At 44.0% G+C, this 14701-nt stretch carries 15 protein-coding genes; 3 read left to right on the forward strand and 12 right to left on the reverse strand.

Features of this window, described 5'->3' with window-relative positions:
- Positions 1-14 precede the first annotated feature (14 nt).
- Positions 15-2291: an ATP-dependent Clp protease ATP-binding subunit ClpA gene (gene clpA / locus JV36_RS0118495; protein WP_032096521.1), complete on the forward strand. Its 2277-nt coding sequence runs from the start codon at positions 15-17 to the stop codon at positions 2289-2291.
- Positions 2292-2549: 258 nt separating this feature from the next.
- On the opposite strand, the gene infA is transcribed toward clpA, so the two are convergent.
- The 4 genes from infA to trxB form a co-directional block, all read right to left on the reverse strand.
- Positions 2550-2768: a translation initiation factor IF-1 gene (gene infA / locus JV36_RS0118500; RefSeq protein WP_013784390.1), complete on the reverse strand. Its 219-nt coding sequence runs from the start codon at positions 2766-2768 to the stop codon at positions 2550-2552.
- A 75-nt stretch (positions 2769-2843) separates the two neighbouring features.
- Positions 2844-3557, reverse strand: coding sequence for an arginyltransferase (locus JV36_RS0118505; RefSeq protein ID WP_032096520.1), 714 nt, complete (start codon positions 3555-3557; stop codon positions 2844-2846).
- Positions 3554-4300: a leucyl/phenylalanyl-tRNA--protein transferase gene (gene aat / locus JV36_RS0118510; RefSeq protein ID WP_032096519.1), complete on the reverse strand. Its 747-nt coding sequence runs from the start codon at positions 4298-4300 to the stop codon at positions 3554-3556. Before aat ends, JV36_RS0118505 begins: the two co-directional genes overlap by 4 nt.
- 50 nt (positions 4301-4350) lie before the next feature.
- Entirely contained in the window at positions 4351-5316 is a 966-nt protein-coding gene (gene trxB / locus JV36_RS0118515; RefSeq protein WP_032096518.1) for a thioredoxin-disulfide reductase, read from the reverse strand.
- A 392-nt stretch (positions 5317-5708) separates the two neighbouring features.
- Between trxB and yfbV the strand changes: the two genes are divergently transcribed.
- On the forward strand, positions 5709-6158 hold the full coding sequence (yfbV, locus tag JV36_RS0118520) for a terminus macrodomain insulation protein YfbV (RefSeq protein WP_032096517.1): 450 nt from the start codon (positions 5709-5711) through the stop codon (positions 6156-6158).
- Here yfbV and JV36_RS19535 read toward each other — a convergent pair.
- The 4 genes from JV36_RS19535 to JV36_RS19740 all read right to left on the reverse strand — a co-directional run bounded on the left by JV36_RS19535 (position 6155) and on the right by JV36_RS19740 (position 10184).
- Positions 6155-6649 carry a SprT family zinc-dependent metalloprotease gene (locus tag JV36_RS19535; protein WP_081926717.1) on the reverse strand — a complete coding sequence of 165 codons (495 nt, stop codon included), beginning with the start codon at positions 6647-6649 and terminating at the stop codon, positions 6155-6157. The two genes, yfbV and JV36_RS19535, sit on opposite strands and share 4 nt — an antisense overlap.
- 150 nt (positions 6650-6799) lie before the next feature.
- A complete protein-coding gene (gene sppA, locus JV36_RS0118525) occupies positions 6800-8665 on the reverse strand; it encodes a signal peptide peptidase SppA (protein WP_032096516.1) in 1866 nt (621 codons plus the stop codon).
- 328 nt (positions 8666-8993) lie between these two features.
- Positions 8994-9941 (reverse strand): MBL fold metallo-hydrolase, encoded by a 948-nt coding sequence (locus JV36_RS0118530; protein WP_235207892.1) that lies wholly within the window; start codon positions 9939-9941, stop codon positions 8994-8996.
- 66 nt (positions 9942-10007) lie between these two features.
- Positions 10008-10184 (reverse strand): hypothetical protein, encoded by a 177-nt coding sequence (locus JV36_RS19740; RefSeq protein WP_160173364.1) that lies wholly within the window; start codon positions 10182-10184, stop codon positions 10008-10010.
- Positions 10185-10488: 304 nt separating this feature from the next.
- On the opposite strand from JV36_RS19740, the gene JV36_RS0118535 reads away from it, so the two are divergent.
- Positions 10489-11040 (forward strand): NAD(P)H nitroreductase, encoded by a 552-nt coding sequence (locus JV36_RS0118535; protein ID WP_032096515.1) that lies wholly within the window; start codon positions 10489-10491, stop codon positions 11038-11040.
- Positions 11041-11147: 107 nt separating this feature from the next.
- Here JV36_RS0118535 and JV36_RS0118540 read toward each other — a convergent pair whose 3' ends face one another.
- From JV36_RS0118540 to lipB, 4 genes are all read right to left on the reverse strand, one after another.
- A complete protein-coding gene (locus JV36_RS0118540; RefSeq protein WP_081926719.1) occupies positions 11148-11990 on the reverse strand; it encodes a DUF2797 domain-containing protein in 843 nt (280 codons plus the stop codon).
- Between the two features lie 11 nt (positions 11991-12001).
- On the reverse strand, positions 12002-13009 hold the full coding sequence (gene ansA, locus JV36_RS0118545) for an asparaginase (RefSeq protein WP_032096514.1): 1008 nt from the start codon (positions 13007-13009) through the stop codon (positions 12002-12004).
- A 141-nt stretch (positions 13010-13150) separates the two neighbouring features.
- Positions 13151-14113 carry a lipoyl synthase gene (lipA, locus tag JV36_RS0118550; RefSeq protein WP_032096513.1) on the reverse strand — a complete coding sequence of 321 codons (963 nt, stop codon included), beginning with the start codon at positions 14111-14113 and terminating at the stop codon, positions 13151-13153.
- A complete protein-coding gene (gene lipB / locus JV36_RS0118555; protein WP_235207904.1) occupies positions 14106-14690 on the reverse strand; it encodes a lipoyl(octanoyl) transferase LipB in 585 nt (194 codons plus the stop codon). Before lipB ends, lipA begins: the two co-directional genes overlap by 8 nt.
- Positions 14691-14701: the final 11 nt, after the last annotated feature.

Here is a 14701-nt window from a genome sequence, read left to right on the forward strand (position 1 = left end):
AGAGGGCGAGCAATATGTTAAATAAAGAATTAGAACAAACGCTAAATAGTGCGTTTGTATTTGCCAGAGAGCACCGTCATGAGTTTATGACGGTAGAGCACTTGTTGTTGGCATTGCTGGACAACACAGCAGCTCGCGATGCATTAAAAGCGTGTGGCGCAGACGTTGAGGCCGTTAAAAGCGAATTGCTATCTTTTGTGAAAGATACAACGCCGCTCATTCTTGACGAGCAGCTTAACGAACGCGAAACCCAGCCAACGCTTGGATTTCAACGCGTATTGCAGCGCGCGGTTTTTCATGTTCAATCTTCGGGTAAAGACGAAGTGACTGGCGCAAACGTGCTAGTAGCAATCTTTAGCGAACAAGAGTCGCAAGCGGTATTCATTCTCAAGAAAGCAGACGTCACCAGATTGGATGTGGTTAATTACATCAGCCATGGCGTGAGCAAAGCTGAGGATGATGAGTCAATCAATTCTGAAACCCCAGAAGAGGCTGAGAGCGGCGAAGAAAACGGCACAGCGTTAGGTAAATACGCTACCGATTTAAACCGCCACGCAAAAGATGGCAAAATAGACCCTCTTATCGGCCGTGATGCAGAGGTTGAACGTACGATTCAAATCTTATGCAGACGTCGTAAAAATAACCCGCTACTTGTTGGTGAAGCTGGTGTGGGTAAAACGGCCATTGCCGAAGGGTTAGCTTATCGTATTGTGAACGACGACGTCCCTGATGTTATCGCAGAAAGTACAGTTTACTCTCTCGACCTTGGCGGTTTATTGGCGGGAACAAAATATCGCGGCGACTTTGAAAAACGTCTTAAGGCTATCCTCAAGGAGCTAAGCAAAGATGAACACGCCATATTGTTCATAGATGAAATTCATACCATTATTGGTGCAGGTGCTGCCTCTGGCGGCGTCATGGATGCGTCTAACTTGCTAAAACCTAAGTTATCAAGCGGCGAATTACGCTGTATTGGTTCAACGACGTATCAAGAATACCAAGGTATTTTTGAGAAAGACCGTGCCTTAGCTCGTCGTTTCCAAAAGGTTGATGTGACTGAGCCAAGTGTTAGCGACACTACGAAGATTTTACTTGGACTGAAAAGCCGTTACGAAGATCACCACAATGTGCGCTTCACGCAAAAAGCGATTCAGGCTGCAGCAGAGCTGTCTGCGAAGTACATCAATGAGAGACATTTGCCTGATAAAGCCATTGATGTAATGGACGAAGCGGGCGCTAGTCAGCGTCTTCTTGCACCGTCAAAGCGTAAGAAAACAATCAATGTGGGTGATATAGAGCAAATCATTGCGAAAATGGCTCGTATACCTGAGAAGTCCGTATCGGCATCTGACAAAGAAGTACTTAAAAACCTAGGGCGCAACCTTAAGATGGTAGTGTTCGGTCAGGACAAAGCGATAGAGACCCTCAATGACGCTATATTGCTGTCTCGCTCTGGATTAGGCGCTGAAACAAAGCCAATTGGTAGTTTCTTATTTGCAGGTCCAACCGGTGTAGGTAAAACGGAGGTGACTCAACAGCTTTCAAATATTATGGGTGTTGAGCTAGTGCGCTTCGATATGTCTGAGTACATGGAACGTCATGCTGTAAGTCGCCTAATTGGTGCGCCTCCAGGTTATGTTGGTTTCGACCAAGGCGGGTTGCTGACTGATGCGGTAATTAAAAACCCGTATTCGGTTGTGCTATTGGACGAGATTGAGAAAGCTCACAGCGATATTTACAACATATTATTGCAGGTAATGGACCACGGCACACTGACTGATAACAACGGACGCAAAGTTGATTTCAGAAATGTTGTGCTAGTGATGACAACGAATGCTGGCGTTCAGGAAACCGTGCGTAAGTCTATTGGCTTTAAGCAACAAGATCACAGCCACGATGCGTTAAGTGAAATCAATAAGATATTCACCCCTGAGTTCCGCAACCGTCTTGATGGCATCATTTGGTTTAATCACTTGGATGCTGAAATCATCCTACAGGTGGTAGACAAGTTCATTATCGAGTTGCAGGCCCAGTTAGACGTGAAAGGTGTGTCTTTAGAGGTGACCTCTGAAGCAAGAGCTTACATGGCAGAAAAAGGGTATGACAAGTCGATGGGTGCGCGCCCAATGGCACGTCTCATAAAAGATGAGCTTAAGAAAGAACTGGCCAATGAGCTGCTGTTTGGTGAGCTGGCGAAAGGCGGAAACGTTAAAGTGGATTACGTTGATGACAAATTAACGTTTGAATACAGCGGCGTGGATACGAAGTCAGAGCAAGCTGAGCCTAGTTAATTGTGCAAGGCTTTTAAGAGCTAATTTTAAAAGCCTATTTAAGAGCCCATTTGAAGAGCCTATTTAAGAGAGTGGCCCGTCTGTAATGACGAAGAGAAATCCAAACTGTCGTTAAGGCAGCAGTTTGGTTGTGTTTAAGCAACGTGTAAAGCTGTTGCTCATTAGCGCTCTAAGCTACAGGCTCGCAGCACAAATGAAAAAGCCCGATAATTAAAAAATTATCGGGCTTTTTTTATGCGTTACCGCTTCAATGGCTCATTATCTTGCGCGATAAATGATACGACCTTTGGTCAAATCATAAGGAGTCATCTCAACAGTGACCTTATCGCCAGTAAGAATTCGGATATAGTTCTTACGCATTTTACCAGAAATATGTGCAGTCACTACGTGACCGTTCTCTAGTTCTACGCGGAACATAGTATTAGGTAGAGTGTCTTGCACCGTACCTTCCATTTCAATACAATCTTCTTTTGCCATGTAAAGCAGTTACCTCAGTAATTCAAAATTTTTGCCGCGCAGACATTAACCAATCTTGCGAGCAGTGTAAAGCGATTAAGCTGGTTTTTTAGTAAATAGACGCCATTGGTTGTCTATAAACTGTTCAAAGGGGTGAAATTTGTGCTTATAGCTCATTTTTTGACAGCCTTCCACATAGTACCCTAAGTAAACATAATGGTGGCCTGCTGACCTTGCCTGCTCAATTTGCATGAGGATCATCCACGTACCGAGAGATGAGGCAGCATAGTCAGGATCAAAAAAGGTATACAACGCAGATAGCGCGCTTGTGTGTACATTGTCCTCTAGTACGTCGGTTACTGCAACCGCTACGAGCTTATCATTGTCATAAGCTTCCAAAAAATGCGGTGCCATCCATGTGCAGCTTAAAAAATTGTCAAATTGCTCATAGGAGGGCGGGTACATAGACCCATCCGAATGCCGTTCGTTGATGTACCGCTCGTATAACGGATAATATTCAGGCTTTAAAGAAGTGCTTAACTTTACAGATAGTGTGGCATTTCCTTTTAAAATCCGCTTTTGGCTGCGAGAGGGGGCGAAGGCATCAACGGGTATCCTCACAGACTGACATTTATTACAGCTAACGCAATGGGGGCGATAAATTTGCTCGCCACTGCGTCTAAAACCAGCTTGAATGAGCTGTGAATAACGCGCTGATAAAAATGTATCTTCCTCTGCATATACCAGTAAACGTTCTTCCTTGTGAGGAAGATAGCTACAAGAAAATGATTGTGTAATACCAAACTTCATGGCGTTATTACCCTCGGACGCCAGCGCTGTACATACTCAGAGCTTAGCTCACCCTGTGAATTTACGGTCTGATTATTCTCTCTCAGCGTCTTAATGAAGTCGTTTCTGCTGACTGTGCGTGCCCCTAAAGAAGACAAATGCTCTGTAGGTAACTGGCAATCTATAAATGCCATCTGTTGTGAACGCATGTGTTCAACAAGGGCAACCATTGCAAGCTTAGATGCATTACTTTTCTTATGAAACATAGACTCACCGCAGTACACCTTACCAATACCTACGCCGTAAAGGCCGCCAACGAGCTCTTCGTTTTCCCATACCTCAACAGAGTGGGCAATGCCTAAGCCATGAAGCTGCGAATAGGCGGCTTTCATATCGTCGGTAATCCAGGTTTCGTTAGATACGCCGCTTCCAGATTGCGTAACCCGAGGTATTGCAGAGCAAGTATCGATAACTCTATTAAATGCATGATTAAGGGTTACCGTGTATTTTCGCTGTCTGACGAGTTTCTTTAAACTTTTTGAAACGCAGAAATCATCCAAATTAATAATGGCTCGCGGATCAGGAGACCACCATAACAAGGGCTCGTCATCACTGAACCAAGGAAAGATGCCTTGAGAGTAGGCAGAAAACAAACGTTGCGGGCTCAAATCGCCGCCAAAAGCAAGCAAACCATTGGGATCGTCTAACGCCTCATGAACTTCAGGGAAAGGCGCATCATTTTCAATGTAGTGTAGTGCTAGCATAAGAGAGGCCTCACAAATTCCTATCAGGATAAGTAAGGCCTATACCGTGATTACCCTTGTTCAGAAGCCATTCCGTCCAAGAATTTTTCTGCATCAAGTGCTGCCATGCAACCAGTGCCGGCAGACGTGATCGCCTGACGATAAACGTGGTCACTAACGTCACCAGCGGCAAAAACGCCTTCTACGCTAGTTTGTGTGGCGTTGCCGTGCAAACCACTGTTCACAACTATATAGCCGTCTTTCATAGTGAGCTGGTCGGCAAATATATCTGTGTTAGGCTTGTGACCAATGGCGATGAATAAGCCCATTACATCAAGCTCTTCAGTGGCATCGCCGTCGGTATCTTTGATTCGGATTTTTGTAACACCCATATCATCACCCAGTACTTCATCTAGTGTCTTATTTAGATGCAATACAACGTTGCCGTTTTCCGCTTTGTCTCGTAGACGATGCTCAAGGATCTTCTCACTTCTGAAAGTATCCCTTCTGTGGATTACATGAACTTCAGAAGCAATGTTAGACAAATATAGCGCTTCTTCTACTGCGGTATTACCACCGCCAACAACCGCTACTTTTTGGTTGCGATAGAAAAATCCGTCGCAGGTTGCGCATGCTGATACGCCTTTACCCATGAAGGCTTGCTCTGATTCAAGACCTAAATACTTTGCTGATGCACCTGTAGAAATGATAAGTGCGTCGCAGGTGTAAGTACCGTTATCACCATGTAGGGTAAATGGACGTTTGCTGAGGTCAGTTTTGTTAATGTGATCAAATATGATTTCAGTATCAAATTTTTCAGCATGTTTTTGCATGCGAACCATCAAGTCTGGTCCCGTTAGTCCTTCAGGATCGCCAGGCCAGTTTTCAACTTCGGTGGTGGTCGTAAGCTGTCCGCCTTGTTGAATACCGGTTAATAGAACCGGTTCTAAGTTAGCACGTGCTGCATAAACTGCTGCCGAGTAACCCGCAGGACCCGAACCTAAAATAAGTAGACGGACGTGTCTGCTTTCTGACATTTTCCTCTCCAATAACACCCATCAACAGGGTATGTAGACTATTCATAAATTTGTAAAAAGAAAGTGAGGTCGTTTGGATTTAAATCAACCTTTAAAGCCCCATTCTTTTCAGTCATGAATGCTAAAAAAGTGCTGGCTAAGCAATTCGAAATGATTCGCCAAGATTTCAAACCTCGTTATGAGCGCTAGGATATCAATATTCGAACATGTACGTGGATAAAATTTTTGAAATTTCAGTCAATATAAATTAAGAATCGGCAATCTAGCAATAAAACACGGCAGAAAAAGTGGGCAAGACGTCGGTGTTTCTTGTATTAAATGTAAAGAAGATTACAATTTACGTTAAGCAATAAATCAGTGCGTAGTGCAATACGCACGTTTAGAGGTGAAGCATGTCTCAGTCAGTGATGGCAATGTTGAAAGATGGCCAACAATACATGAAAACATGGCCCATGAGGAAAGAGCTGTATGGTTTTTTCCCAGAGTGCAGAGTTGTGGCTGCCACTAAATTCGCTATAAAGACCATGCCGCCAGCCACCATGGTAATGTGTTTACTGTTGCTTCAAAACTTAGGTACGCAGTTTATTCCACAGACCATTGCCATGGGCATGTTTTTTCTTAGTCTCCCCATACAAGGTTTGCTGTGGTTAGGCCATCGCTCTGACCAATATTTACCGCCCCAGTTGAACAGCTGGTATCAAGAAATACATTCTTCAATGCGCTCACAGGGCTGTAACGTCGCTTCGGTCAAATCAAAACCAAAATATAAAGAACTAGCGCAGTTACTCAAAACAGCGTTTAAAGACTTAGACAATGCGTTTACCGAGAATTGGTTTAATTAAGTATTCTGTTTTAGTTCTGAATTACACTTCCTACAACGATAGCGTGTACCGGTGAGAATGCTTTTATGGCGTCGCATTGACAGGGCATGCTCACTGCAGTCACAGGAATAAGCCACGGTGTTCGTCACCGCTTTGACATCAAAGCTATGCGTTGTTTTTGCCTCACATCCAAACACCTCAATCATAATGCTCTGCCACTCGTTACCATGAGGCTTCACCCTTCCAAACAAAGTCCAAACCAGAAGATGACTTACCTCATGAGGTATCACTTCTTCTAAAAATGCCTGTTGGTTTTGCTTAAACAGCAATGGGTGCAGATTAATTCTATTTTGCTGTAAGAATGCAGTGCCTGCGTTTTTACCTGAGCGTCGAAACGACAGGTGAGGGCGGACGAATTGTCTATTAAAATAGTCATCTGCTTTGTCATAACAAGCGTTTAGCGCAGCATGGATTTCATGTTGCTGTTGCTCAGATAAGTCACGAGTAGCGATGGCGTTCGTCCTGCAAGATAGAAGGGGATAGTGTGGCGAATTGCCCCCCTAGATTATTTGAAAATTACAAAAATTGAAAAAGATAGTAAAAAAAACGCCGTTTAAGACGGCGTTTTTTTAAAGCTTTGTGAGGTAAATGTCACTGGATTATTATCTCACATCGCAAGGTAAGCACAATATGTACGTGCCTTTTGGATCGTTAAGCTCATTGAGGGTATTAAACTCACCCATAACGCGTTTAAATTCATTGATAAGCGCAGAGTTGCTGTTAGCGAACTGCCATTTACTAACAAATGTCATAGCCTGACCAAAGAATTCCTTCCAAAACAGTTCTTGAGCAGAAAGGCTGCGCTGCACATACACTGTGTCGTAGTTTTCTAGTTCAGCGAATTCAGCAGCAGTTGCTACTGCATCATCAAGCTCACCAAGCTCATCAACAAGCCCTAACTCTAATGCGTCTTCACCAATCCACACGCGCCCCTGAGCAACAGTGTCGACTTCTTCAACAGTCATATCCCTAGCGTTTGCTACTAGTGATAAAAAGTTTCCGTAAGTGTTTTCCACATTGCGCTGAAGGATTTGCCCAAACGCCGGAGAGAGCGCTCTTGCTGGCGATAAGCCTGCAATGTCAGTAGAGCCAACGCCATCGCTGTGTATGCCTAAATAGTCTAGTGAATTTTCGTACGTCATAAACATACCAAACACACCAATTGACCCTGTGATTGTACTTGGGCTTGCAATAATTTTATCAGTGCTTGCTGCTATCCAATAACCGCCAGATGCTGCATAAGTACTCATTGAAGAGATAACCGGTTTACCCGCTTGACGCAGCTGTAATATTTCTTGGCGAATCACTTCTGAGGCAAAAGCACTGCCGCCTGGTGAGTCTATTTGAAGCACTACTGCTTTAATATTGTCGTCTAAGCGAGCCTGACGCAGTAATCGTGCTGTGCTGTCGCCACCAATCGTACCGGCTTTTTGATTACCGTCTAAGATGGTACCTTTCGCCACTACGATTGCCACTTTTTCCATGTCATTATTGGTTTTAGGCATCGGCGGATTAATGACTTTTAGGTAGGTGTTAAAGGCTGTTAGGTTGATTCCCTGCTGGTTATCACCTTCACCCACTAATTCGATAAGCTCTTGTCTCACTTCTTCGCGGGTTTTTAGTGCATCTACCCAATTGTTATCTAGGGCGTATTGAGCGAAATCGCCTCCCGCAGCCTCAAACTTAGACAGCAATTCGTTAGCCGTTTCATCAAAGTTAGTGACGTCTATACCGCGGGCGGCTGCAACATCTTCTTTATACTGCTTCCAATACCCGTCTAACCACTGCTTTTCTGCTTCTTTTGCTTCAGCAGACATGTCATTTCTCATGACCGGCTCGACTGCCGACTTGTATGTGCCCACTCTGAATATATGTGTAGTCACTTTGAGTTTATCTAGCATGTCTTTAAAATACATACCGTAACGGCCGTAACCCTCAAGCAACAGCCCACCCATAGGGTTGAGGTACACTTTGTCAGCTTGGGCTGCTAAGTAGTATTGATCTTGAGAGTAGTAGTCGCCTATTGCATAAACAGGCTTTTCAGATTCTTTAAATGACTCAATGGCCTCTGCAACAACGCGAAGCTTGTCTAGTCCACCACCAGTAAGCCCTTGAAGGTCTAGGACGAGTGCTTTAATTCTTCTGTCTTTTGCCGCGTTTTCAAGCACATCTACGACATCACGTACAAGCACTTCTGGATTGTCGGGTTCGCTGCCTAATGACTCTTGCAAAAACTGCTCGAAGGGGTCAACGCTCTCTTTTTCAATCACCAGCTGGCCATTAAGTGTGAGGTATAGCGCACTATCGGATTTAACTGTCAGCTGCTCACCGTCTTGGTTCGCGATGGCCATGATTATGCCAACGAAAATTACAATGAATATTACGTTGAAGAAAAGTTTGCGGGTGAAGTTCAGTACCGTCCACAAGCCAATAAACAAGGATTTAGTCCAATTTCCCTTGGCCGCCATATTTTACTACCTTTTTCTGAAGTGTGATTGTTTTTCAAATTTTTGAGCGCTATGTGCGATGGTAAATCCAACTACACTAATGTCATTATGTTACCTGTTTCGCATAAGATCGCTAAGTTAATTGTAATTTTTTGTAACTTCCACCGATAAAACAGCATTCAGCACCTTAAAACTAGTAAGTAACGGACAATCAAATATATACCACATAACGACGGAACTCATATTATTTCCCCATCAGTACAGTCTTTTTAGCGTCAAGCCAACACTGAAATCAAGGTTGATTTATATTGGGTAAACACGGCCATAGTTCAATAAAGGCAAGCCATAGCTAATCCAGTGATGAAATTTTTTCCTTCACATTACTTCTTAATTCGTTGTCTATGTAATCGTTGATAGCTTCATTGCCGACGACCAACGGGTTTGGCATAGACGCTTTCTGTTGGTTCAATAATTTCATTTTCTCTATTAAATTATTCGAAAACGGATGATTTGAAATAGTGACGTCGGCTCTTTTTTCATTAACGACGCTTTGAAAGTAGTTAAGAGATTGAAGGTAACGTTTATTTGCCTCTAACGTATCTGGTAATCCTGTTCCGCCCCATAACGCTACAGTATGTTTTTTTCCACCATCTTCTGCTGATATTATGAGCGATGTCGCGCCTGGTGTGTGCCCTGGTGTGGCAAGAATGGTTACTTGGGTATCCCCGAAGTTTAAGACGTCTTTATCAGCCACAGATGTATAGGTCGTTGGAGGGGGTATTTCTGTAGAGTAATTGCCAAAGGGATCTGTTAAGACTGGTGCCTCTGGGTTATTAATAAAACGCCACTCTTGTTCCCGCATTAATATTTTGGCCCCATATTCCTGTTCAAAATAGTGCGCGCCGCCATAGTGATCGCTGTGCCCATGTGTTATCAAAACAAACTTGATGTCTTTAGGGTCTAATCCAAGTTCTATCATTCCTGGCACTATTACCGTTTTGGCATCGTTTGGCGTCCACATCGAGTCGATGAGTACAATTCCATCGGAGGTTTGTATAACAAAGCTTCCGACGCTGACATACCCAACAAAGTAGAAATTATCAAACAACTGAGTGGGTGTAAGAATAGTGGTGTCAAAAAGCTCGCTTGATGTGAGGGCGTCAGGCAACTCACTCAGTCTCGCCTTTGCAGTATTCTCAGGTTGTGCTTCCCTTACTTCGTTAGATACGGCTTTGCAACCGACTACGACCGCTATTGAAAAAACCATTACAAACAGATGTATCAGTACACTTCTCACGAATCCTCCGTTATTCCCGTTCGTTTATTTCATATATACATAGCGCTACAGACGAGTGCTATGTCACTATTTATCGCGTTCTAACCAATTGGCAATTAGTTTAGCAATTCGTTTGTGGTCGTTTTCACTCATCTGCATAAGCAAGTTTCCAGAGGTTAATTTATAACCTGTTTTTGACTGGCCTTTTTTCATCAAACGAGACAATGGAGAAGCATTAGGAGTTGTATTAGATGGCTTGTTCAAAATCTTAATCTCCTTATTTGCAGTGCATTACGAATATTAAAAATACGTAATCTGACAATAAAAAGATTACGTAGTCATATACGAAATAGGAAGTTCACGCTTAACAATATCGTAGAATCGGAAACTGATATATGGTGTTGCGATTGAATGACCTCATTTAATGCCAAGCGAGGTGGTTTTGGTCGACAGTCACCGCTGACCTCCGTAAGATTGACGCACAAACGAATTAGTTTCTTTATCAAAATACTGACGCCACAGTACATCAATATCTTGTTTCAATGAGGCGTCACCAAGGAGGCCCAAAGTGGATGCATTATCTCTACTTCTTAATCGAAGCTCTCAGCCACGCTTAAACGAGCCTGCTCCTAGCGGAGATGCGCTGGAAAATATTATGCAAGCGGCTTTACGTGCTCCTGATCACGCTTGCCTTACCCCATGGCGGTTTGTGGTATGCCAAGGCAAAGGGTTAAACAAACTTGGGGCGCTTTTTGAAGCATCTGCAATTGAAAACGACAAAAGTCAAAAAGAAATAGATAGAGCCCCACAACTTCCTTTGCGTGCGCCTATGGTTATTGTTGCCATTGCACAATACAAAGAACACGAAAAAGTCCCTCGTGTTGAGCAGATAGCATCTGCCTCTTGTGGTGTTATGGCCATGCAAATGGCGGCGGTAGCACAAGGGTTTAACGGAATGTGGCGCACCGGTAGCTATGCACAGTGTCCCGTTGTCAAAAGTGGGCTAGGGATGTCAGAAGAAGACGAACTCGTTGGGTTTTTGTATTTAGGTACGCCAGCTTTCGAGCCAGCACCAAAGCCAGAGCGTGACACTACTGCGTTTTTTGAGCATTGGAGTTAATGAAAAATACCTGCTACTGAAGATAAGTGTTGAGGCGCACGTTGCGTGCGCCTTTAGCAGCTCATTTTCTTTGTGGCATCTTTAAAATATGGCTTTAAGCGTAACGTCTAGAAAACTTGAAGCGTGACGTTATAGCCAGCAAATTTTCGGATGTTGATGACCCTGTCGCCATCAAGCATCCAGTATTGCCCTTTAATCCCCTTAAGTTCACCAGAAAAGTCAGGGGTTTTGTCGAGATTAATCGACTTTATTTTTTCTGGGTAAGTGTCTACGGGAAAGTTGATTTGATGTACTTTCGACTCTACCTCAGATACAGCTTGAAGCCCTTTTTCTTGTTTTAATGCAGCAAGTTCATCGGAAATTTTCTCCATGAGCTCGTGTTTTACCGCTATCAAATCCACTTCATCTGGCTTGCCTTTTAACATGGTGCGCCAGTTAGTCTTATCGGCAATATGGTTTTTGCATAACGTTTCCACAAGCCCGCTAGTTAACCTGTCTGGAACGCGCAACATAACCGTGGCTTGCGTTGCGCCTTGGTCCATCCAGCGAGGCGAGACAGATTCGGTTATTTCTCGGGTAATACCCACTTTCACGTTGCCTGTATTAGCTAAGTAGACAAAGTGTTCGTTAAAGCAGTGGGCTTCGCCCCATTCTGGCTCGCGACACGTACCTTCGTGGTAGTGGCACTTTTCAGGTTTTATAATACAGCTGTCGCACTGAGCAAGTGAAATTAGGCAAGGGTAGCAATAACCCTGGTTGAAACTCTTTTTGGTTTTTCGGCTGCAGTGAACACAGTGAATTTCATTGTTAAAGGACAATGAAATCTCCCGTCCTATCAGTGCGTTCATGTCTACGCTGCTATCTCCAATAGGGAGTTCATAGCAAACTTCATTATTATCAAATGCATGAGTACGCATTTTTCGTAATGCACCAGAATAACTTTGTGTCAAAATTTAGTACCTTATTCGCTTAACTCGCCGCGCAGGTTGGCGGTGAGCAGTAAATTGATTTGTTCAAACGAGAGATTTTTACTTAATAAATAATGCAGTTTTGCTAGTGCAGCCTCTGGGGTCATGTCACTGCCCGAGAGCACGCCAACTTCTTGAAGGCCATGGCCGGTTGCATATCCACCCATGTTTACTCTACCGCGCATGCATTGAGTGCAGTTAACCACCGGTATTTCTCTCGATTTAGCGTATTGCAACTGCTCAATCAGTTTTGGGTTTTGAGGTGCATTCCCCACACCATAACTTAATAGTATGAGTGCATTAACCGGTTGCTGCAGCGTGTTTTTAATAACTTCAGGCGCAATTCCCGGATACAGGCTCACCATGCCGATGGGCTGAGCGGATACATTAGAAACGGTCAGCTTTTTATCTGACGCTTTTGCTAATTCACCGGCTTTAAGCCGAATATTTATTCCGGCTTCCAGTAAAGGAGGAAAGTTAGGTGAGTCAAAGGCATTAAAGCCGTCTGCATCTACCTTACGGCTGCGATTTCCGCGCAGTAAACGATTGTTAAAAAATAACCCAACTTCTGCGATAGGGTAGTTGGCGGCAATAAACAGGGCATTTAACAGGTTTACCTGACCATCTGAGCGCAGTTCAGCCAGCGGTATTTGAGAGCCCGTCACTATCACCGGCTTAGCGAGGTCTTCGAGCATAAAACTTAAAGCAGACGACGTGTAGGCCATGGTGTCGGTACCATGCAAAATAATAAAGCCGTCGTAATCGTTATAGTTATCAGCTATATCGTCTGCAATACGTTGCCAATCAGATGGATCCATATCCGAAGAGTCGATTAAATTGTCGTACTCATGAATAGTAAAAAGGGGCATTTCACTGCGGTTAAACTCAGGCATTTTCGCCAGAGTTTCTGTTAAAAACCCAGCAGCAGGTACATACCCTTGACTCGATGGCTTCATCCCTATGGTGCCGCCTGTATAGGCGATATAAATATGTTTACGCATGAATACCCTGTTGTCTGCTTTTTGCAATTTTTTGCGATAAATAAGTGTGGCTGCATTTTAGCAGTCGTCCTTACTTTGTCACTCGTTATACAAAAAAGGCGGCTCGCTATTAACGGCCGCCTCTTATTGACATAGATATGCCTATTTTACTTCTACACCGGCAGCTTGCTGATCGGCATGGTAACTTGAACGTACCATTGGACCACACGCTGCGTGGGTAAATCCTATTTCTTTCGCGTAATCGCCTAGAGCATCAAACTCAGTGGGGTGCACGTATCGCTTCACAGGGAAGTGGTGACGGCTGGGCTGTAGGTATTGCCCTAGCGTCAGCATATCAACGTCGTGATCACGAAGGTCTCTTAATACACCTTGGATCTCTTCGTTTTCTTCACCCATTCCCATCATCAAGCCAGATTTGGTTTTAATGTGAGGGTGCTGCGCTTTAAACTTTTTGAGCAAATCAAGGGACCACTGATAATTAGCACCAGGACGACACTCGCGGTAAAGGCGAGGAATGGTTTCTAAGTTGTGATTGAACACATCAGGCTCACCATTTTTAAATATCTCAAGTGCACGATCCATTCGCCCTCTGAAATCGGGTACTAGCACTTCAATAGTGGTAGTAGGGCTGTGCTCTCGAATGGCATTAATGCAGTCTACAAAATGCTGTGCACCGCCATCGCGCAGGTCATCTCGGTCAACCGAGGTAATAACCACATAGCGAAGATTCATCTCTGCAATGGTTTTAGCTAGCTTTTCAGGCTCTTCAGCGCTTGGTGGTAATGGCTTACCATGAGCAACATCGCAAAACGGACAGCGACGTGTGCATATATCACCAAGGATCATGAACGTTGCAGTACCATGATTAAAGCACTCAGCTAAATTTGGACAGCTTGCTTCTTCGCAAACCGAGTGCAGATTGTTCTTTCTAAGCGTACGCTTGATGTGATCAATTTTTTCCGTAGAGCGGGGAAGTTTAATCTTGATCCACTCAGGCTTCCTCAGCATTTCTTCCTTTTCAGTGGGAACAATGGTGATTGGAATGTGTTTTACTTTTTCATCATCTCGGAGTTTTACCCCCGCTGTAGGTCGTGCGTTACTCATCAAAACCTTCTTTATATGTTGTTTCCGTAAAGGAAAGCGCCTCTAGTAATAAGCGTACAAGCTCATTGCCAGCCTGTTCAAGCGAATCGGGACCGTTAAGACGCGCGGTGTCCGTCATTTCCATACCTGCATAGCCGCATGGATTAATACGCTGGAACGGTGATAAATCCATATTAACATTTAACGCTAGTCCATGAAATGAGCAACCATTACGTATTCTTAAGCCAAGTGAGCAGACCTTTTGCTCGTTGACGTAAACGCCTGGTGCGTCTGGCTTTGGATAAGCAGTAATATCATGGGGGGCTAGCAATCCTACCACCGCTTCTTCCATTGCGGTGACCAGATGTCTTACGCCTAATTTTCTACGTTTAATGTTTAAAAGCAAATATATTATTAGCTGACCTGGGCCGTGATAGGTGACTTGGCCACCTCTATCAACTTGTACAACAGGAATATCGCCAGGCAACAATATATGCTCTGCCTTTCCAGCTTGACCTTGTGTAAACACGGGGTCGTGTTCCACTAGCCAAATTTCATCAGTAGTGTCATTGTCACGCTCATCAGTAAAGCGCTGCATTGCTTGCCAAA

This window comes from Alteromonas sp. LOR, assembly GCF_000753865.1.
Classification (GTDB): Bacteria; Pseudomonadota; Gammaproteobacteria; order Enterobacterales; family Alteromonadaceae; genus Alteromonas.